This is a genomic window from Faecalicatena faecalis (assembly GCF_012524165.2).
In the GTDB taxonomy this organism is placed as follows: domain Bacteria; phylum Bacillota; class Clostridia; order Lachnospirales; family Lachnospiraceae; genus Faecalicatena_A; species Faecalicatena_A faecalis.
In genome coordinates this window covers 49,449-69,077 of the sequence record NZ_JABACJ020000020.1, presented here as the reverse complement: position 1 = coordinate 69,077, position 19,629 = coordinate 49,449, and the positions used below count along the sequence as shown (strand labels likewise).

The following is a 19,629-nucleotide window of genomic DNA, read 5'->3' as shown; positions in this document are numbered from 1 at the left end:
TAATCTTTGTTATATATGGAGTATTGACAGAACTTCAGGCTTTATACATTTTGCAAAGGGGTAAGCCCCCTTTGCTCTCCATTGTCAGAATCTTCTCATTTTATTCGTCTTTATGACGCAGTATGTCGATGACAGCTTCTACCTGATTGTCTATATGCTGACTTGTGATATTAGCCGCTTTATCCCGTTCCCGGTTTGCAATGGCCTGGATAATATCCTGATGCTCTGCCAGGAGCTTCGGATGCCATTCTTTTTGTTTCAGATATTCTACACGATAACGGTACATCTGCTCACGCAGGTTATTTAAGAGTTGAATTAGTCTTTGATTGTCTGTCGCAAGGTAGATGATGTCATGAAATGCCACATCTGCCTCTGCGATCTTCGTAATATCTTCACTATCAAGCACGGCTTCGAAGCCCTTCGCAGCTTTTTTCAGGTTCTCGATTCCTTCCTCGCCAATCCGGTCACAGGCAAGACGGACCGCCAGTTCTTCCAGAGCGCCACGTACCTCCAGAACATCCCTTAGATTTTTTTCTGTGATTTCCGCAACCTCCGCACCTTTTCTTGGAATCATAAGGACTAAGCCCTCCAACTCTAACTTACGGATGGCTTCACGAATCGGAGTACGGCTGACTCCCAGCTTATTCGCGAGCTGGATTTCCATGAGACGCTCGCCGGGTTTTAACTCTCCTCGCAGAATCGCTTGTCTCAAGGTATTAAATACAACATCTCTTAAAGGCAGGTATTCGTTCATTGTTACTTCAAATTTAGGCTCCATATTCGTTCCTCCTTGCCCCGTGGATGTTCGTTACATACACCTGCTTTGCCAGTGCCTTTTCACGGATCTTCTCCTGTGCCTTCCTGGCTTGTGCCTTGTTCTCGAACAAGCCAAATACAGTCGGACCGCTGCCGCTCATCATGGCATTCATTGCTCCTTCTTCCTTCATCACATTCTTAATGTCTTCAATTACGGGGTACATCGGAATCGTCACATCCTCCAACACATTTCCCATCGCAGCTGCTACCTCTCGAAGACTACCTTTTTCAAGACCAGCAAGCAGAGCATCAATATTGGGATGCTTTACGATCTCTTTCGAATCCAATGCTTCATATACCACCTTTGTAGAAACACTAATACCAGGCTTGGCCACCAGAACCGTACACTTCGGCATCGCCGGAAGTACTGTCAGCTCTTCTCCGATTCCCTCGGCCAGAACTGTCCCACGCATGATGCAGTACGGCACGTCCGCCCCCAGTTTGACACCTCTCTCCATCAATTCCTGCTTGGACAGCCCCAGGCCGAACATCTTGTTCATTCCGAACAGGACTGCCGCGGCATTAGAACTCCCTCCAGCCATACCTGCTGCCACCGGGATATGTTTATCCAATGTGATGACTACGCCCTCATGAATCTGGAATTCCTCAATCAGCATCGCCGCAGCTTTATATGCAATATTATTCTCATCCGTAGGCAGAAAATACAGATTGGTCTTCACTTCAATCCCCGGATTCTTTGTCCGTTCAATTCTCACATCATCATACAGGTAGATCGACTGCATTACCATGCGCACATCATGATATCCATTTTCTCTTTTTCCCAATACGTCCAGTCCAAGATTTATCTTCGCAAGTGCCTTTAATTCTATCCTCTTCCGGGTTCCTCTTAGCGCCTGCCCATCAGAAGGCTGTGCAGGATTTACTGCACTCTCAGGTAACCGTTTCATCCTTTGTCCTCCTTTGTATCTTGTATACATTATACTCACAGTATAACCACATTTTTCTTAAAAATCAATCATTTCCCCCGGAATCTTTTCTCCCGGAATCTCATTATTTTCGAAGAAGCAGTGTTACAGTACACACCCTGTTGACGTGTACTGTAACACTGCTTCTTCTCCTCTATTTCCTTAACAGGATTATAGTATGCTCATATTTTCTTTAAAAATCAGAAGCTTATCGCCTGCCTTGATGGCATCACTCTCCAACTCATTGACCTCTTTAATCCCCTCGATCGTGGTCATGTAATTTTTTGCCAGATTCCAGAGCTCATCTCCATCCTTCACGATATACCCCACAATTCCTGGCCGCCGCTCCATTTCTTCCATAGAAACAGGGGACAGCTCCACATTGGTAATCACCTGCATCGGCACCGGTCTGCGCATAAAGGTATCAAACGCCAGGACAGCCTTCACTTCTACCGCCTCGCTGCCAGCAAGGTTAACAGAGAGCTGCTCTACATGATAGGAAATATTGTATCGCACCTCTTCGGACATTCCCGGGCATTCCAAGAGATATGAAAATGGTACCATTCCCTGCCATCCTCCAAACGGCATCGCATCGTCAGCCCTTAAATATAAGAAGGAAATATGAAGAATTCCTTCGATCTGAATTCCCTCCGGCACTTGTTCCATATGCTCGATCTGCACACTGCCATCACTATGACAAATCTGAAGCACATCATCTTTTAATTCAGGAAGGGATAGCCTCTCCGTTACTTTACATTTGGAATAATTCTGTACAAGTAGTTCCTCGTAGACAGCCTCCCGCGTCTCAAACCCACAGTTCTGTTCCAGAGAATATAAATCCTCCAAAAGCTCCATTTCTTCCTCCATATAAATGTTCATCCGCAAGTTCAATGTTCCTTCAATCCCAAGCAGACGCATCTCGCCATCCTCATCCATGCGGATATCCACAAGGGTATCCTCCAGATTGCTGTGGACATAATAATACATCCCTTCTTCCACGCCACCACATTCAATTCTCCCCTCATAAGGCAGCGTCTGTTCCAGCCAATCGGTCTTCCCGTCCTCTGACAAATACATGCAGAAAACGAGCAGTTCCCCTTTCAGTTGCATCTCATCCTGCCCCAAACGGATCTCCAGCTTCCTGCTGCTGACATCTGTCAATAAAAGCTGTCCAATACTTTCCTTTGTACCTGGAAGTGTGATTTCTTCTTTGATTCGATAAGTATCCTTTTTAGTCGTATGGAGCTCCAATAGATTTACACGTTTCATTTTCTTATAAATGGATACAGGACTGTCAATATCTACCGTTGTCTCTTCATCCTCCAGTTTTTCCCGGCCAATTTCCATCTCAACCATGGCGCGGATGCTCAACTTACGGGAATGAACCAGATTGGAGGTGAACTCCACACGGATGTTCTGAATAAAATAGTTCTCCATCTCTCCCCCATCCGTGTAGACCATTTCCTCGAAGGGAATTTTTCCGTCCAGAACTGCAGGCTGGGGATCCCCTGTTGCAGTCACATAAAGAATATGAAAATACAGTTTCCCGGAAATACGTATGTAGTTCTCCACTAATTTGATATCTTCTATTTTAACATTTCCATTCCCCTGAATAATCTGCTGTACATCCTCCTTCGCATCCGGGACATTGTAATCCTCATCCAAATAAAACTGATCGAACGTACGTTTTCCTTCCTGTGTATAATGTACCTGCTTTTTAATCAATTCCATATACATCCTCCTCTAATCAAACACCACATTTTTGTCGATAAATTCCAGCTTCACCACCACATAGGGATATGTGACTGCATCCTGCGTTTTCTCGCCCTTTTCAGGCCCCAATAGATTCGTATGTATATAAACAGCATTCTCTGTTTCATAAAGCCCTGTCACTTCCACACTGTACCCGCTCTTTTGCTGCGGCCCGTACCCTTCAGCAATGTACAGATATCCCTGGTCAGCATAGGTCAGCTTGAAAGGCATATCCCTGTTCTCCAGAATTGCCGTTTTCAACTCATTTGGCACTTTTTCTTTATCCATCACAGTAAATTTCAGGTCCCTGAGCTTCTCTGTTTTCTGGGGGCGAGATACACATCCTGACAGTACCAGCATAAACAGACACCCTGTCAGAACAACCAGGTATCTGCACCTCCTGTGTATGGTTCCTGCCCCTAAGACTGGTATTATGGGATGCCAAAACCGATATGATTTATATTCCATATCCAATCTCCGCGGTATATTCTCTCTATTATCATATTAAAAGGCTGTCTGAAATATTCATAACTATTCAGCCATGCGGAAAGAAATATACAGTTTTTGCGTGGGAGCTTGCTCACTAAGCACAAACTGTATATTTTTTTCCATACGGCGCTTAGCCGAAGCGAGATGGAGCGGCTCCGCCGCGGAATCGAGCTTGCATGGCTGAATCGTTTTCCTACGAATATGCGGAAAGAAATGTACAGTTTTTGCGTGGGAGCTCGCTCACTAAGCACAAACTGTTTAGAAAGCTTGTCTTTTTTTATCAGCTTTAGTATAATTGTAAAAGCGGAAATCGAGGGGCGTACCTCGATTTTATACATAAATAAAATAGAAAAGAGGGTATTTCTTTATGTTTAGATTTATCTGTATCGTAATCTTTCTGGTATCGTTCTTGATTCTTTCAATACCAGTATTTTTCGTGGAATGGGTCATCGGAAAATTCAACCGCGAAAAGAGGGACTACAGCTCCCTGCGTATTGTTCAATGGGCATTCAAAGTAATTTTGAAAATAACAGGTGTGAAAACGACTGTCATCGGAGAAGAAAATGTCCCGGATGAACCTGTGCTGTTTATCGGCAATCACCGTAGTTTTTTCGACATTCTGCTGACATATTCCCGCTGCAGACGTCTGACAGGATATGTTGCAAAAAAAGAGATGGAGCACATTCCACTGCTTTCCACATGGATGCGCTATCTGTACTGCCTGTTCCTTGACCGCGAGAACCCGAAGGAAGGACTTAAGACCATCCTGCAGGCAATTGATTATGTCAAAAAAGGAATCTCCATCTGTATCTTCCCAGAAGGAACACGTAATAAAGGGGAGGAATTAAGCATGCTTCCTTTTAAAGATGGTGCATTTAAGATTGCCACAAAGACAAACTGCGCAATCATACCGATTTCCATGAATAATACATGTGCGATCTTCGAAAAACAATTTCCAAGAATCAAAAAAGTACATGTTATAATCGAATATGGAAAACCAATCTACCCAGATCAACTGGAAAAGGAAGAAAAAAAGCATATCGGAAACTATGTACAAAACATCCTTCAGGAAACTATCAATCGAAATGCAGAAATGCTCTAGGAAAACCGACTTATTGTATCAATTAACCGAAAAATCCAAAGAGTCCCCACATTCAAGACAATTTAGTCTGGAACGTGGGGACTCTTATTTGTAACCTTATTGTTTAAAAAATATTCTGAATATGACCATCATAAGGACCTGCCCACTTTAAAATATGGACAATGTGCTTTCAGGCATTGTTGGTTCTCTGATGAGAATTCGCACTCTATTTTTTCTGGAAGTTCCATCTCTATCTGGAAATTTTCTTTGACAAATTCTGCAGCTTCTTTGGCTGCTGTAAAGGAATTACGTTTACAGCATCTGGGACCGCCCAAATCCGCAATCGCTTTGAGTGCTCTGGATGTCATCTGGTTGGATAATCTCCATGATTTTCCCGTCAGAGGGGTAGCTTTTGTGATAATACTCATAAACATCCCTGTACTGACAGCGGCTCCACAGCATCCCCACAGTCCACAGGAGCCGCCGGGATATTCGCTTCCACGTGACTTCATCTCTTCCAGTGCCTTCTCAATTTCTATCTCACCACCACTGTTATGATACGCAGTGAGCAAGGCGGCTCCAACTAAAATATGGTGTTCTGGTCCATGCATATATATGTAAGGATTTTCCATGAGTTCCTGCATCATTAAAACCGGATTTCGAGACGTGCTATTTAAACACCCTTGTAAAATGATCTCGACACCTTTACTTGCATGACACTCGTCACATACATAGTGCCCTTCCTCGCAGCTTGCATGGCTTATGAATTTCTGATGGCAGATCACGCACTCCATCTCCTGCGCTTTTTCAAAATACTGAATCGGCTGTCCACAAATCAGACATGCACCTTCTCCTCTGGTCATACTGTTCCTCCATTCTCTTTCTCACTTATAAAAATAAACATTTTCAAAACAGATATTCAAAATCTGCTGCCCGACTTCCCGGGTCAAATGAAAATCAACAATTCCACTTCACCTTAACCGGATTCTTTTCATCCTCCACTGCTGCCTTTTTCAGAGATTCATAAACATTCCTGAACTCCACATCAGCCAGTCTATCATATACTTCCTTTGATCCATCCAGCCCTGCCTGACTGTAAGCCTTCGCAGCTGCTCCGTAAAATATAAACCCCAGTGCGTTCGTGGGCGTCTGCAGTGTTCCGCACGCCGTGGAAACGGCCCGTGCTGCTGCCTGTCCAACCGGATAGTCTGCCGCATCGCGGGCACTCTGTGCCGCTTCCTTTAGAACCGGCTTGATCTCACTTAACTTTTTTGTCCCTGTCAGGCACTCTTCGCAGGCGGAAACTGCATCCCGGAGCCGATGGTCTTCCGGATGCTCTGCCTCATATAATCCAAGATAATTCTCCTTTACATACCCGACAGCCCAAGCCGTGAGGGTACTCTTACTCTGTGTCTCTATCAACTGCATCAGGGAAATGCATTCCTCTGAATTCACATCCCCCAGCATCTTCCTTAATTTTGGCATCTATATCTCCTCTATTCTCCCGCCATATTCAACCAGTTCCTTACCAGTGCCCCAAACATCTCCGGCTGCTCGATCTGCAGATTATGTCCTGCCATATCAACCACTGAAAAAGCTGACCTCTCATAATCCTCCATCAGATTCCACAAATCCTGATATCCTACGCAGTCATCCTGTCTTCCGCAGATGAACTGGACAGGCTGTGTACAGCCAAGCTCTCTGATTCTCGCGTCCACGTCCCAGGTAAAAGCATAATTTTCTTCCAGCCGCTCAGCGAACACAGGATCTGCCAGAGCGATTCCCGGCTGAATCTCCTGCTGATATCTCCGGTATGTCTCCTTGTTGGCAACGACTGCATATCCGAAGAATCCTCTCCGCTCTTCTGATGACAGACTATCCAGAAACTGCTCATCCCAGAACTTAACTTTTGTCTCCGGCACCGTCCTTTGGCTTCTCTCTGGTATAGCCACCGGACAGAGTAACAGCATTCCTGCAATTCGGTCACACAGTTTTGACAGAATTCCCCGGGCCAGATATCCCCCATAAGATTCTCCTGCCAGCAAAAAATCCCCCTGCACCGTATCGCGGATAAATGCCTCCAGCACTTCCAGAATTCGGTCCGCCGATGCACAATCAAGCGGGAAAACAGACTGTCCCATCCCCGGAAGGTCTACATAGATCCGCTGGTACTTCTCTAAGGTATCCCCCGTAAATATCGGTTCCATACAGCCTTTCATCATATTCAGGTCGCATGTCATACCATGAAGCATGAGAACAGGTTTCCCTTCTCCTATCATTTCATAATGTAGTTTTCCATCACCATATTCGTAAAACATCACTAATCCCCTCTTCTACTCCGCCAGATACAGTTCATTTTCTTTCCTCACCGTGCAGATATCAAAAAGCCGGTTCGAAAGTGCCTCCACAGCCGCCGAATCTATCCTGCGTGCCTGTTCAGGACATACGGAAATACAGCGCATACAGGCGATACATGTATCTCCATCTGTTTCCATCGGATTTTCTTTCGAAATAGCGCCGACCGGACATTTCTTTGCACAGATTCCACAACTGATACATTCTTCACCAGCCACCGGAACCATCGGCACAACCTTTAATTCTTTATAAGGATGATTCCCCGGGACACATAGACCGCCCGGAACTTCTCCTGCTTCCAGCTTCTTCCTGATTTCCTTTGCAAATGTCAAAAGCTGCCCTCTATCCGTCTCATCCGGCCTGCCCGCCGCAAACTGGTGCATAATCGAGTGCTCCGCAATTGCGGCAATCCCGGCCACACAAACAAAGCCTGCGGATACGGCCGCATCCTTCACTTCCAGCAGTGCATCCTCATACGCACGGTTCCCATACACAGCCACCAGAACAGCCTTTGCACCATTCCCTCTCAGCTTTCCTAAATTTTCAATCGCAGGTACAGGAACTCTGCCGCCAAATACAGGCACCGATACAATGCAGATATCATCTTCTCCAAACTGATATTCCGGAAAATCTGCCTGCGTATCAGACAAATCAATCTCCGTTTTCCCGCAATCCCATTCACTGCTTAAAATCCCGCTGACTTTTCGCGTTCCGCCTGTAGGACTGAAATAAATCTCATATAACTTCATCCTGCAATTCTCCTTATCGTCTCGGACTGACATCCACGTCCTTAATCACTTCCCACGCTGCATCATATTCATCCTTCTTCACATAGATGATATATTCCCCTTCCATATCAAGCTTCTCTCCCATGGTCCCTGTATACGCCCGCATCCCAGGCCCTATCGGCGATGAGCTCTTCCGGTTCACTACCTTGACCTGATAATCGATATGATTGTGCGCCAGGAGATCCCGGACCTCCGACTGAACCCTCATATCATATGTAGCAATCAGTTCTTTCCGGTTCATTACTGTTATCATAAACTAGCTCCTTTCAGAATACATCCTCCCGCACCATTCCACACTTACTTATATTATGCCTGCTTGTCTGACTCGCACTTACGTTACTCATATTTTAACATTGCCTGGTAAGAAAGTCACCTCCCGATACAAATATTCATTATAAGCTTCTAGTTTTGATAAAAAGACAAAACTCTCCATCTAAAAAGAGAAAGTTTCCCATACCACAAAATGATATAGAAAACTTCCTCTATAATTACTAGACTCCAACATTGTTCAGACTAAACACCATTTTCAAAATACCCAATGGATGCCCAGCCAGGGACCATTTTCTGTAATCTATCTCCATTCTTATAATCATAACAATCAGGGTCTGCTATAATTTTATTGCATGTTTCGATAATAGATGGAATAATATTCTTATCTATATCATTTGTCCCATGACCGCCAAAAATATAATCAAATTCATCCATGCGTTCCGATACTCTTACAAGGCCATCTCGATACGCAGTTACCGTCCTTCTGGAATCTTCCGATGGTATATTGCTTCCCTGGAATTTATCCCTGGCATGATGTTCATCAGCAAAGAAATCGCTTCCTCCGCTCAGCCCAACTCCACCGCCGCATACTGCATCCCCAGCAATTAAAATACGGTTTTTCTTATCCAGATATCCGGCATGGCCTGGCTGATGTCCTGGAAGCCAAACAAGTTCAACATCATAATCCCCGCCAAGTTGAAATACATGGCCGTCTTGTACCCCAATAAATTCATACTTTTTAAATGGTATAAGATCTTCACGTTCAAAGTCGACCCAGATGCTTTTTCCATCTTCATCAAACAGATAGTCCCAGATACCAGGATTCTGCTTCCAGTTCATATCATCCACCAAATCAACATGCCCATATGCTTTTTCAAACTGACAGTTACCATAGGAATGGTCACAGCTGCAATGGGTATTGACAACGATGACCTCTTTTCCTCCGCTTATCTCATCAACAAGGTCTTTTAGCCTTCCAAGTCCGAAACTAGTGTCAATCAACATTGCTTTTTCAGGTCCTACAATCAAATACATCCATACATAATTATTATCTCCATCCAACAGATCAGTTAAAAAGCCATAAAAGTTCTCGCGGAACTGATAGACTTCTACAAATGGGTCCGAATCATATATCTTTTTAGTCTTATTGTTCTCTCTTAGATTATTAAGCCATGCTGCATCAAGCATTTCACCCCCAACATTCATTGGAACTCTTTGATACTCTTGTTTTGAAATATTACTTCTCAAACTAATTACCTCCTCTTTTGGCTTCGTAGTTATTTTCTTATCATTGAAAATCATAATCTTCCTTCGAAAATGGAATTTCTGGGGTTTCCATTGCATCTCGCAGCTGCTCTATATTCTGCGGTCCATATAAAGGCACACAGGAGAACTCCTGCTGCATAAAGAAGCCAAGTACTGTCTGTGAAACGGTACATCCATACTTTCCCATTAGTTTCTTTAAATGTTCTGCTATCTGTAAATTATTTTTTGTATAATATGGGCTATTCTTTACCGCCTCTTCTCCTTTGGAAATATATATGTGGAAAAAACCACTGCACACTCCCATATATGGCATAAGAAGATTTGATGTATTTTCTTTATGGTAACGATACATTTCCTCGTCTACTGCTTCCATAGTATCATCAGCTAACGGTTTCATGTATTTAGATCCTACGTTTAAAAGTGCCTGATTTGCAATAAATCCCCGGTACCCCATTTTTTTAGTGTAAGCCTCCGCTTCTTTCATCCGCCTGGCTGACCAGTTAGAGCAAGCATAATAACGTATCTTCCCCTCCTTAACAAACCCCTGCATCACATCAACTAACTGTTCAACAGGCTGCTTTATATCATCTCTGTGATAAAAATAGATGTCAATATAATCTGTACGAAGCTGCCTCAAAGACGCCTCCAGGTCACCGACCATATCACTCTTTCTCATGCGGCTGATATGAATATCAGGATGTTCTCCCAACATATCGGGGTGCCCGCCCTTTGTAATCAGCACAATCTCTTTCCTTTTGCCGCTTCTTTGAAGCCAATCGCCTACTACACGCTCACTTCTTGCTATTTCAGGCGGTATCCAGTCTGAATAGACGTGTGCGGAGTCGATAACGTTCCCTCCAAGATCCAAGTACGTATCAAAAATCCTGTCGGCATCTGCTCCATCCCAGTCAATTCCTGCCCCAACAGTCCCCAGGCCAATCTGTGAAACAGACAATTCGGTATTTGGAATTACAATTCGATCCATTACTTTAGCCCTCCCTTTTATACATGTTCTTATTAATACTGGATTCGTGTCAGCCAGTCTTCCGTCGGCTTTCCTTCCTGTTCACAGAACATATCCCATACAAGTCCAAACGGCATCATCTTCATTTCCTCGCTTAATGCTAACCGCTTGGTAAAATCATCCTCCAATTCTGCTCTGACCAGTTCCTCAGTCGGCTGCAATAGTGCAAGAAGCAGTGCTTTCTTCGCATTTCTCGCACCAATGACTGTTGCAGCAATCCGGTTAATACTTGCATCGAAGAAATCAAGCCCAATATGAACTCTATCTAATGCATGGCAACGGACAATTTCTTCCATGATTGCTTTTGTCTCATCATCCAACATAACTACATGATCACTGTCCCATCGTACTGGACGGCTGACGTGCAGCATCAGTTCCTGATCAAATGCCAGATATGATGAAATTTTAGATGAAACCGTCTCTGTCGGATGAAAATGTCCGGCATCCATACATAAGATACAATTCTGATGTGTCATGACGTAATTTGTATAAAATTCATGTGAACCCGGCACATAGCTTTCACTCCCAAGACCAAACAGCTTACTTTCCACGGAATCTACACAAAATTCCCTGCTAATCGGTTTTTCAAAAATCTTGTCCAAAGAATCTTTTAACCGCAGCCTTGGTGATACTTTATCTATGGTATGATCCTTATATCCATCGCCTATCCAGTGATTTGTAACACAGACCTGTCCCAATTCCTTTCCAAAATAAGCTCCTATTTCCCTGCACCTTTTTCCATGTTCAATCCAGAACCCTCGCACTCCCTCATCTCTACTTGCCAGAGTGAATCCCGATTCAGCCATCGGATGTGAAAAATATGTTGGGTTAAAGTCAAGACCAATATTTCTCTTCTTTGCATATTCTACCCAACCGGTGAAATGCTCCGGCCGTATTTCATTGCGTTCCACTTTTTTACCATTGTTTTCCAGATATACTGCATGAAGCGCTAGTTTGTTCTTTCCTGGAATCAAATTCAAAGCCTGATCCAAATTCTGTATAAATTCACTTTTGCTCTTTGGCTTCCCAGGCGCATTACCAAAAGCAGCAATTCCTCCTGAGAGAACCGCATTAGGATTCTCAAATCCTGTCAGATCATCAATCTGCCAGCAGTGAACGGATACGGGAGTATTCCTTAATATTTCTAAAGCTTCATCTGTATTGACCCCCAAATCCGCATATAATTCTTTTGCCGCTCTATAATTTTGTTCAATCCTACTCATTTTTTCTCCTTTTTTATGTGTGCCTATTCACACTCCCTGATGTATCGGCATGACTGCACTCCATTCAATCCATGGCAATACGCCCACCTAACTTTGTACATATATATGATTTTTCCATTTTCCAGACAAATAGTATGGCATCCCAATCAAGAATGGTACAAAACCCGACAATGCATTTCCATACCAGAACCCGTATACTCCAAATTCCAGTTTTTTCCCCAGAAGATAAGCAAGACCGATTCTCGCAATCATACCATCTAACAAGGCGATGATAAGATTTAGTTTCGTATTCCCGGATCCATTAATCAGGGCATTCATCGTTGGACGTAAGATACAGCCTGCATACAGCAGCAATGCTACTGGTGTATAAGTCAGGCACAATTCCAGTACCTGCTGATCATGTGTAAAAATCCCAAAAATCTGGCTGGGAAACAGGACAGTAATGATAAAAACAAAAGCAGTAACTACCCCATCCAATGCAAAAGAGGTATGGATAATCTTAGGAACCCGATTATATTTTTCTGCACCTATGTTCTGTGCTATCATTAACCCCGCAGCTGTTGATAATGCCTGTGCAAATACATTGGTGAGCGTCTGAAGTTTATTTCCGATTCCCGCAACCGCAGCGGCCTCCACGCCATATGTGTTGACCCAAGTTGTTATAAATAGTTTAGAAAAGGTTATGGCCGCCGTCTGAAGTGCCATGGGAATTCCAAGCCTCATTAAAAGCGAAAAAGCTTCTCGATCACTCTGCAGGCTTTTGATTTCTAAATCAAGCCCCAATATATTTCTTTTACTATAAAGGTACCGTAGAGCCCATAGGAAGCTAAAAGCCTGCCCCATTACCGTTGCCAGAGCCGCCCCCATTGTTCCCATATGCAATCCCACCACAAATAGAAAATCAAGAATCACATTTATTCCTGATGCGATTGCAATAAAATAAAGCGGATGTTTGGAATCTCCCATTCCTCTCAATACTGCACTGACCAGATTATATCCATAGATAAACACAAGTCCCAGAATACAGACAAGAATATAAAAATTTCCCTCCTCCATAGCAATTTCTGGCATATGAAGCCACACCAGAATCTTCTCATGCAGAAAAAAACACACTACAGTAATTCCGACAGAAATTACTAGTAGAAAAGAAAACATGGTTCCTACCATACGTTTTACTTTTTCATACTCTTGTGCCCCAATGTATTGGGAAATAATAATCTGTCCTGCATTAGAAAAACCTGATGCTACAAAGGTTAAAAATACCAGCACTTCTCCTCCCACAGACACTGCTGCCAGCCCTTCTTTTCCCACGTAACGGCCAACAATAATCGTATCAACCATAGTATATACCGTCTGCAGGAGGCCAGACAGAAAAAGAGGTGCCGCAAAAGCAATTAACTGTTCTGCCACATTTTCCTTCGTCAGATTATGGTATAAAGTATTCCTATTTTCCATCTGCTGCCTTCTTGTTTGATTCTATAAATGCGGTCTCAATTTTGTTGATTCTACCCCGAAACCATATGACACAGACAAATGCAGCAATAATGGGAAGCATCATAGCCCGCCACATCATAACATATCCCACCTGCTCCGCAATACTTCCGGCCAGTACCGGACCAATCAGATTTCCTAAATCCTGACCAATATAACTTGTGCTGCTTGCAGAACCTCTTCTTTCCTTCGGCACACACTTCATGCATAATGTCTGTACTGCCGGCTGAGATGCACCATATCCAAAGGCAGCTACAACTGCCGCAATTAAAAACATCCATAGAGCGGAGGACTCGCTTATAAGCCAAAAGGCAAACGCAAACATCAGCATTGCTGGAGGCAGTACTTTGGCAGCTCCATAATGGTCTGCCAGTTTTCCAACTGTTCTTGGAGCAAATAGCATGGAAACAGCATAAACTGTATAGAATAGTCCTATTCCTGCAACATCCCTCTGGTTCGCAAATATCACTAGGAAAGAATTAATATTAATAAAGGCCATCTGTAAGAAAAGCAGCAAAATTGCTGGAAGCATTGCCTCTTTTGAAAAAATATTCTTAATAGAAATCTGAAACTTTTGCTTTTCCCTGTACGGTGTTTTTATCAACATAATTACAAACACTCCACACATTGTGCAGACGCCCGCGATTGCAAAGGTAATCTGATATCCCAAGATTTTTGACAATTCCAATCCAATGCTTGGACCGATTGCCTGACACGCTGCCTGAGCCAATGTAAAGGTACCGATTCCCACTCCGAATCTTTCCGGCGGCAGCGAATCTGCTGCTAATGCCAGACAACAGGTTGCAGTGAATGCCTGGCCCACTCCCTGGAGTAACCGAAAACCAATCACCATCGGCATAGTTATGGAAATAGCAAACCCGAAAAACGAGACAGCAATCACTGCAATTGCTCCCATTAATATGTATTTTCTGTTGAATGCATCAATCGCTGGACCTGAAATGACTTTAAAAATCAATGCCGTCAACGCAAATAAACTGGATACGATACCTATCAAAGTGGCTGCAGCTCCTAGGTACTCTGCATAAAGAGAGATTAGCGTATTTACCATCTGCATCCCTAAAAACAACATTGCATTTGCCAGAAACACACAGGTATACACTCGATTCCATATTGATTCCTTTTTTTCTTTATCCTGTTGTTCTGCCAGCATCATAACCACCATCTTCCTCATTTTTATTCCTGCTCATAAGTAAAATCCGTTTCAATATCCGCCGATTGTCTATTTGGAGCATTCAAAACACTGACTACGTTCAAACTTCGGTGAAAATCTTTTACATAAACCGGTCCATGACGCAGATTTTTAGGGACGAACACTGCTCTCGGCTGATCAAAGACCAATACCTCTTCCTGCGTTCCTTCTCCCAGATGAAATTCTACCGTAGCGCCTAAATCTTCAGGATGATCCAAGTCTGTTCCGCAGAACAAAAATACCTTCTCTGCATTATGTATCCACTTTGGATATGGACCGCCTTTATGTCCATCAGGACCGATATGTACAATCTTTTCTTTTCCCTTGGCAGTACCTTCCATCATCATGAATTCATCTGTAATAGTCATAACTTCCGTCCAGGAAAATGCATCCCTGAAATAATCCTGGCCGAACATATAAACTGGGGACTTTCCTTTGATAGGAGGGACATCCTTTTTTATGTTCAATTCAACGCAATATTTCTCGTACATTCCCATTTATTCATTCCCTTTCCAGCTTATCTATTATTTTTTCTTTGAACGTTTTACTACTTCTTCCATAGGAACAACCGGATCACTTCCGTAAAACTTTTTATAAGCCTCCAAATCATTGCCAATGACCTTTTTAATCTTTGCATCATCACCGACGAATTCAAAATCATTAACAACCTGTGCAGCCGCTTTACTGTTGACCGTATATACATTTGTAACCATGACATCCGACTTAAAATCAGTGATATAAATCGGACCATATCTAACATTCTGCGGAATAAATACTGCTCTCGGTGAGTCAAATTCAAATACGACTTCGTCTTCTCCTTCTCCTAAATGAAACTCTACATGTGCTCCAAGATCTCTCAAATCTTCCATATTCGTACCAGAAAAAATCATGGTCTTATCACAGCCTTTATTATATTTGGGAAAGGGGCCGCCCTTATGATCTCCCATATTATAGGTCCTCTTTTGAAATCCTTCTGGAAAACCATTCATCATCATATAATTTCCTGTAATCATCAAAATCTCGACCATGTTCGGCGCCTCTTCAAAATATTCCTGCTCCTTAAATTCCTGCCCTAAAATCCAAGTTCCTGCACGGCCTGGCCTTCTGGGAATATCTTCCCGTAGATACATTTCAATACAGTTATTCTTTAAATTGCTCATTTTTATTATCTCCTTTTTAAAATCTCTCAATTACATTTCCGGTCTCCAAATCCCTTGCAAAACGTCTCATAAATGACCACGACAATTCTGTCATAGATGGAACCGGCATATGCGGCATATTTTCAATTCCAACCATCCGAAGATGATATCTGCCATTTGTATTCCTAATGTCCACAATGTAATGTTCGAAACCATCTATAAACAACAGCTCACTTTTATCGTTCGGAATTCCCAATTTTCTTGTCACGTAATCGCTGCTTTCCTTCGTAGCTTCTATCTCTTCCAGTGACACTATAGGGCATCCAGACGCTTTTAACCTTCTCTGCCAACTTTCCGCACGACTTTCAAAATTAATTGGGCACATGAACTCCTGTCCTGGCAGAAGATTGACGGCCTCCTGATTCAGCGGATACATACAGCCGCACTCACTATAACCGCTGATGTTAATCAGGGGCATATCACACAGCCTCATCCTCTCCACTTTTTCATCAGGGCAAAGCACTGCCTCACCGCTCTCTTCCGGCTTCGGTAGGCCCGGAAAATTTCCAAGTGTCGCTGCTGCTGCAATCATATCCGAATGCCTGTACGCAAATTCCCGGGTGAAATGGCCATTATGGGAGTGACCTGTGATGTATATACGCTGTTCATCAATTGGATAATTTCTAGCTGCGTATTTTAGAATGTCACACAATATATCATTATCATCTGGATCCTCGGCCGCAAAAAATATCACCGCTAGTTCGCCGCCTGCCGCAAGTCTGACATATCCAGAATAAATTCCAATTGCTGCTGGTATCAGATGATCATTGGAATAATTTACTTCCTGAAAAATACTTACAACCGGAAGTTTTATCCCCTCTTCTACAGCACCAGCAGGATACAAAATGGTCCATCGATTTCCTAGAGTATCTTCATTTCGACCTGTAAGCCCCATTTCATTCAGCTTTTGCTGCAATGCTTCATCCTCCAAGGAATCATACAAATACTCATAGGACATACCTTCAGCCAGCTTTGCTCCCATTTCACTAAATAAAAGCCGCTCTTTGTTGTAACTGGCATTTCCACAATCTTTTGTCTGAAAGAAGTTGTTGGTTTTATTATTGGCCCAAATTCCGGCTATGTTCAGTACAGGAATTTTCCTATCGGAAATAACTTCCTTTTTCCAACCATCCTGTGACCCAATTTGTATCTTTTGTGCAAGCATGTGCTCTAGTTCAGGTTCATTCTCCACTGCACTCAAATCCAAATAAACATGGTGCGTATCCGTTGGGTAAATTGATAGACCTTCCATCAGAATGTTAGAATACATCATACTCATATCTGGTTCTTCCATAACAGCAAATAGGATCATCACATTTTCTTTTAATACCATATCAAGATATTCTCTGTAATATTCAACCGTTTCCATCGCCCAATAATAGTCTGAATAATCCATATTGCGAACAACAAGTATAGTCCTCATCCTATTTTCCGGTTTTTTTTCTCGAATTGTCCGCTCTGGTGCGATTACGAGCCATCTGATATGCCCCAACTCCCGATCCTCATAATAAATCCCCCTGGACTTAAGATCTGTTAGGACCGCAGGCACATTCATACTTCCTGTTTTTTTGTGGTAACATGAATCTTCAAAAAAATCCTTCCATAATGAGTCATCTATCTGGGCTTTTCCCTCCTTGTCATACTCATGGTCTTTTTCCCATAACCAGTGAATTAATTCGCGAATCGGGCTGATTTTGCATTCCCACTTTTCCTCATTCCACAAATCAATATATGGATACTTCCATGCTTTATTCATGCTCCACCTCTATCCCTTTTTTCCAAGCCTGTCCCGCAGTCTTCTCCCGGACTTCCCGCCAACGCATACACGCAACATAATGTCCGTCTTCCACCTCTGCAAGATGTTGGTCTTTATTTTTGCATTCCTCACATGCCATCCAGCATCTTGGAGCAAATCGGCAGCCCGGTTTGGGATTCATCGGACTCGGTACGTCTCCCGTCAATACGATTCGTTCCTCTTCCTGACCGAACTGGATTTTGGGTACAGCCGACAGTAACGCAACAGAATACGGATGCAGCGTATTGGAAAAAATCGTATCGGTCTTAGCGATCTCCACAATCTGTCCAAGATACATAACCGCGACTCTATCAGAAATATGACGAACAACACTCAAATCATGTGAGATGAATAAATACGATAATTTCATCTCTTTCTGCATATCGATCAATAAATTGATGATCGTTGCCTGTACCGATACATCCAGTGCAGAAACCGGTTCATCGCAGACAATGAATTCGGGATTCATAGCGAGCGCCCGAGCAATTCCGACCATCTGTCTTTTTCCACCGTCCAGCTCATGAGGGAATTGCCCCAGTACATATTCCTCCAAACCTACCCGCTTTGCCAACGCGTTCACCTTTTCCTCTAGTTCTATACCGCTGGCGGCTTTGTTGATCAGAAATGGTTCAGACAGAATACTACGGATTGTTTTCCTAGGGTTCAAGGAAGAATAGGGATCCTGAAAAACCATCTGCATTTTCTTAGTCAGCTCCAGTTTTTTCTTTTTAGAAGGATTGGTTATGTCCTCTCCTTTATAAAAGATTTTGCCGTTTGTAGGTTTTAACAGCCTCATCAGTGTATTACCCACCGTACTCTTTCCGCATCCACTTTCGCCTACAAGCCCAAGTGTTTCATTAGGCATTATTTCTAGGGAAATATTATCAACAGCATGAAGATAGCCCTTACCGGAGATTTTAAAATACTCTTTTAAATTTTCTGTTCTCAATAATGCATTCTTTTTATTGTTCTCCATTTCTACCTCCTGCCTCCCAGCACTGAACATAATGTTTTTCATTCAGGCAAATCATATCCGGCCGTTTAGCCTTACATTTTTCTATACATCTGGAACATCTCGGATGGAATTTACAGCCTTCTGGAAGCATCTGTGCATTTGCAACATTTCCTGGAATCGAAATGAGCCGCTGTCTCTCTCCGGCCAGCTTCGGCACCGCATTTAAAAGACCAATCGTATACCAATGGCTGGGGTGTTCAAATACTTCCTGCACGCTTCCATACTCGACGACCTCTCCCCCATACATCACAGCAACTGTCTGACATAACTCTGCTATGATTCCCAGATTATGAGTAATCATAAGAAGGGAGCTGTTCAAGTTTTTCTGTAGATCCTTCATCAGCTCCAGAATCTGGGCCTGAATCGTAACATCCAATGCAGTTGTCGGCTCATCTGCAATCAACAGTTCCGGCGAGCATGCAAGTGCTGCAGCGATTCCCACTCTTTGTCTCATCCCACCTGAAAACTGATGAGGATAATCTCCCATCCGATAATCCGGAATTCCAACTAATTTCAGAATTTCCGCAGCTTCTTTTTTAGCATCTTTTTCTGAAAGGTTCTTGTGTTTCCGAAGCACCATAGTAATCTGATGTCCAATAGTGAAGACCGGATTCAAAGATGATAACGGATTAGCAAAAACCATGGAGATTTTCTTTCCACGAATATTATTTTTCTGCTTCTCCTTCATTTGAATCAAGGATTCTCCATTGTATGTAATATCCCCTTCTGTAATCATTCCTATATTTTCAGGAAGCAGTCCCATGACAGATAGTGCAGTAGTCGTTTTACCCGCACCGCTTTCTCCCACAAGCCCCATTGCCTGTCCCTTCTTAATGGTCAGATTCAGGTTATTGACGGCCTTAGCAACTTTCCCGCCTGAACGGTACTCCACACTTAAATTTGATATTTTTAATAATTCGTCCATAACA

The 19,629-nt window shown here is 43.1% G+C and carries 20 protein-coding genes; 1 reads left to right on the top strand and 19 read right to left on the bottom strand.

Features of this window, described 5'->3' with window-relative positions; all coding sequences use genetic code 11:
* Window positions 1–100: 100 nt before the first annotated feature.
* The 4 genes from HGO97_RS17615 to HGO97_RS17600 all read right to left on the bottom strand — a co-directional run bounded on the left by HGO97_RS17615 (window position 101) and on the right by HGO97_RS17600 (window position 3,962).
* A complete protein-coding gene (locus HGO97_RS17615; RefSeq protein ID WP_216244240.1) occupies window positions 101–778 on the bottom strand; it encodes a GntR family transcriptional regulator in 678 nt (225 codons plus the stop codon).
* Complete coding sequence (gene ispE, locus HGO97_RS17610) at window positions 768–1,724, bottom strand: 4-(cytidine 5'-diphospho)-2-C-methyl-D-erythritol kinase (RefSeq protein WP_216244239.1); 957 nt, start codon at window positions 1,722–1,724, stop codon at window positions 768–770. The genes HGO97_RS17615 and ispE overlap by 11 nt, the downstream gene beginning before the upstream one ends.
* Before the next feature lie 189 nt (window positions 1,725–1,913).
* Entirely contained in the window at window positions 1,914–3,473 is a 1,560-nt protein-coding gene (locus HGO97_RS17605; RefSeq protein WP_216244238.1) for a DUF3794 and LysM peptidoglycan-binding domain-containing protein, read from the bottom strand.
* A 12-nt stretch (window positions 3,474–3,485) separates the two neighbouring features.
* Window positions 3,486–3,962: a protease complex subunit PrcB family protein gene (locus HGO97_RS17600; RefSeq protein WP_216244237.1), complete on the bottom strand. Its 477-nt coding sequence runs from the start codon at window positions 3,960–3,962 to the stop codon at window positions 3,486–3,488.
* A 388-nt stretch (window positions 3,963–4,350) separates the two neighbouring features.
* On the opposite strand from HGO97_RS17600, the gene HGO97_RS17595 reads away from it, so the two are divergent.
* Window positions 4,351–5,085 carry a lysophospholipid acyltransferase family protein gene (locus HGO97_RS17595; RefSeq protein ID WP_168866563.1) on the top strand — a complete coding sequence of 245 codons (735 nt, stop codon included), beginning with the start codon at window positions 4,351–4,353 and terminating at the stop codon, window positions 5,083–5,085.
* Between the two features lie 128 nt (window positions 5,086–5,213).
* Here HGO97_RS17595 and HGO97_RS17590 read toward each other — a convergent pair whose 3' ends face one another.
* The 15 genes from HGO97_RS17590 to HGO97_RS17520 all read right to left on the bottom strand — a co-directional run bounded on the left by HGO97_RS17590 (window position 5,214) and on the right by HGO97_RS17520 (window position 19,625).
* Window positions 5,214–5,927, bottom strand: a complete 714-nt coding sequence (locus HGO97_RS17590) for a DUF5714 domain-containing protein (protein WP_168866562.1) — start codon at window positions 5,925–5,927, stop codon at window positions 5,214–5,216.
* Window positions 5,928–6,021: 94 nt separating this feature from the next.
* The gene (locus tag HGO97_RS17585) at window positions 6,022–6,549 is read right to left on the bottom strand and encodes a putative immunity protein (protein ID WP_168866561.1); all 528 of its coding nucleotides are present in this window, start codon (window positions 6,547–6,549) and stop codon (window positions 6,022–6,024) included.
* Between the two features lie 11 nt (window positions 6,550–6,560).
* On the bottom strand, window positions 6,561–7,382 hold the full coding sequence (locus HGO97_RS17580; protein WP_168866560.1) for an alpha/beta fold hydrolase: 822 nt from the start codon (window positions 7,380–7,382) through the stop codon (window positions 6,561–6,563).
* Between the two features lie 15 nt (window positions 7,383–7,397).
* Window positions 7,398–8,168, bottom strand: a complete 771-nt coding sequence (locus HGO97_RS17575) for a 4Fe-4S binding protein (protein ID WP_216244236.1) — start codon at window positions 8,166–8,168, stop codon at window positions 7,398–7,400.
* A gap of 13 nt (window positions 8,169–8,181) precedes the next feature.
* Window positions 8,182–8,460 carry a hypothetical protein gene (locus tag HGO97_RS17570; protein WP_216244235.1) on the bottom strand — a complete coding sequence of 93 codons (279 nt, stop codon included), beginning with the start codon at window positions 8,458–8,460 and terminating at the stop codon, window positions 8,182–8,184.
* 260 nt (window positions 8,461–8,720) lie between these two features.
* Entirely contained in the window at window positions 8,721–9,779 is a 1,059-nt protein-coding gene (locus HGO97_RS17565) for an MBL fold metallo-hydrolase (RefSeq protein WP_216244234.1), read from the bottom strand.
* On the bottom strand, window positions 9,766–10,728 hold the full coding sequence (locus HGO97_RS17560) for an aldo/keto reductase (RefSeq protein ID WP_216244233.1): 963 nt from the start codon (window positions 10,726–10,728) through the stop codon (window positions 9,766–9,768). The genes HGO97_RS17565 and HGO97_RS17560 overlap by 14 nt, the downstream gene beginning before the upstream one ends.
* Before the next feature lie 32 nt (window positions 10,729–10,760).
* On the bottom strand, window positions 10,761–11,990 hold the full coding sequence (locus HGO97_RS17555) for an L-rhamnose isomerase (protein WP_216244232.1): 1,230 nt from the start codon (window positions 11,988–11,990) through the stop codon (window positions 10,761–10,763).
* An 87-nt stretch (window positions 11,991–12,077) separates the two neighbouring features.
* Complete coding sequence (locus HGO97_RS17550; protein ID WP_216244231.1) at window positions 12,078–13,445, bottom strand: MATE family efflux transporter; 1,368 nt, start codon at window positions 13,443–13,445, stop codon at window positions 12,078–12,080.
* Window positions 13,435–14,673 carry an MFS transporter gene (locus HGO97_RS17545; protein ID WP_216244230.1) on the bottom strand — a complete coding sequence of 413 codons (1,239 nt, stop codon included), beginning with the start codon at window positions 14,671–14,673 and terminating at the stop codon, window positions 13,435–13,437. The genes HGO97_RS17550 and HGO97_RS17545 overlap by 11 nt, the downstream gene beginning before the upstream one ends.
* A gap of 2 nt (window positions 14,674–14,675) precedes the next feature.
* Window positions 14,676–15,188 (bottom strand): hypothetical protein, encoded by a 513-nt coding sequence (locus HGO97_RS17540; RefSeq protein ID WP_216244229.1) that lies wholly within the window; start codon window positions 15,186–15,188, stop codon window positions 14,676–14,678.
* Window positions 15,189–15,215: 27 nt separating this feature from the next.
* A complete protein-coding gene (locus tag HGO97_RS17535) occupies window positions 15,216–15,851 on the bottom strand; it encodes a hypothetical protein (RefSeq protein ID WP_216244228.1) in 636 nt (211 codons plus the stop codon).
* Between the two features lie 16 nt (window positions 15,852–15,867).
* The gene (locus HGO97_RS17530; protein ID WP_216244227.1) at window positions 15,868–17,646 is read right to left on the bottom strand and encodes a hypothetical protein; all 1,779 of its coding nucleotides are present in this window, start codon (window positions 17,644–17,646) and stop codon (window positions 15,868–15,870) included.
* Window positions 17,639–18,661 (bottom strand): ABC transporter ATP-binding protein, encoded by a 1,023-nt coding sequence (locus HGO97_RS17525; RefSeq protein ID WP_216244226.1) that lies wholly within the window; start codon window positions 18,659–18,661, stop codon window positions 17,639–17,641. Before HGO97_RS17525 ends, HGO97_RS17530 begins: the two co-directional genes overlap by 8 nt.
* Window positions 18,648–19,625 (bottom strand): ABC transporter ATP-binding protein, encoded by a 978-nt coding sequence (locus tag HGO97_RS17520; RefSeq protein ID WP_246597547.1) that lies wholly within the window; start codon window positions 19,623–19,625, stop codon window positions 18,648–18,650. Before HGO97_RS17520 ends, HGO97_RS17525 begins: the two co-directional genes overlap by 14 nt.
* Window positions 19,626–19,629 lie beyond the last annotated feature (4 nt).

Coding starts and splice junctions, on each gene's coding strand:
- HGO97_RS17555 (WP_216244232.1), bottom strand. CDS start 11,990: ATGAGTAGGATTGAACAAAATTATAGAGCGGCAAAAGAATTATATGCG.
- HGO97_RS17550 (WP_216244231.1), bottom strand. CDS start 13,445: ATGGAAAATAGGAATACTTTATACCATAATCTGACGAAGGAAAATGTG.
- HGO97_RS17540 (WP_216244229.1), bottom strand. CDS start 15,188: ATGGGAATGTACGAGAAATATTGCGTTGAATTGAACATAAAAAAGGAT.
- HGO97_RS17575 (WP_216244236.1), bottom strand. CDS start 8,168: ATGAAGTTATATGAGATTTATTTCAGTCCTACAGGCGGAACGCGAAAA.
- HGO97_RS17590 (WP_168866562.1), bottom strand. CDS start 5,927: ATGACCAGAGGAGAAGGTGCATGTCTGATTTGTGGACAGCCGATTCAG.
- HGO97_RS17560 (WP_216244233.1), bottom strand. CDS start 10,728: ATGGATCGAATTGTAATTCCAAATACCGAATTGTCTGTTTCACAGATT.
- HGO97_RS17545 (WP_216244230.1), bottom strand. CDS start 14,673: ATGAGGAAGATGGTGGTTATGATGCTGGCAGAACAACAGGATAAAGAA.
- HGO97_RS17570 (WP_216244235.1), bottom strand. CDS start 8,460: ATGATAACAGTAATGAACCGGAAAGAACTGATTGCTACATATGATATG.
- HGO97_RS17530 (WP_216244227.1), bottom strand. CDS start 17,646: ATGAATAAAGCATGGAAGTATCCATATATTGATTTGTGGAATGAGGAA.
- HGO97_RS17520 (WP_246597547.1), bottom strand. CDS start 19,625: ATGGACGAATTATTAAAAATATCAAATTTAAGTGTGGAGTACCGTTCA.
- HGO97_RS17615 (WP_216244240.1), bottom strand. CDS start 778: ATGGAGCCTAAATTTGAAGTAACAATGAACGAATACCTGCCTTTAAGA.
- HGO97_RS17535 (WP_216244228.1), bottom strand. CDS start 15,851: ATGAGCAATTTAAAGAATAACTGTATTGAAATGTATCTACGGGAAGAT.
- ispE (WP_216244239.1), bottom strand. CDS start 1,724: ATGAAACGGTTACCTGAGAGTGCAGTAAATCCTGCACAGCCTTCTGAT.
- HGO97_RS17565 (WP_216244234.1), bottom strand. CDS start 9,779: ATGATTTTCAATGATAAGAAAATAACTACGAAGCCAAAAGAGGAGGTA.
- HGO97_RS17605 (WP_216244238.1), bottom strand. CDS start 3,473: ATGGAATTGATTAAAAAGCAGGTACATTATACACAGGAAGGAAAACGT.
- HGO97_RS17525 (WP_216244226.1), bottom strand. CDS start 18,661: ATGGAGAACAATAAAAAGAATGCATTATTGAGAACAGAAAATTTAAAA.
- HGO97_RS17580 (WP_168866560.1), bottom strand. CDS start 7,382: ATGTTTTACGAATATGGTGATGGAAAACTACATTATGAAATGATAGGA.
- HGO97_RS17585 (WP_168866561.1), bottom strand. CDS start 6,549: ATGCCAAAATTAAGGAAGATGCTGGGGGATGTGAATTCAGAGGAATGC.
- HGO97_RS17595 (WP_168866563.1), top strand. CDS start 4,351: ATGTTTAGATTTATCTGTATCGTAATCTTTCTGGTATCGTTCTTGATT.
- HGO97_RS17600 (WP_216244237.1), bottom strand. CDS start 3,962: ATGGAATATAAATCATATCGGTTTTGGCATCCCATAATACCAGTCTTA.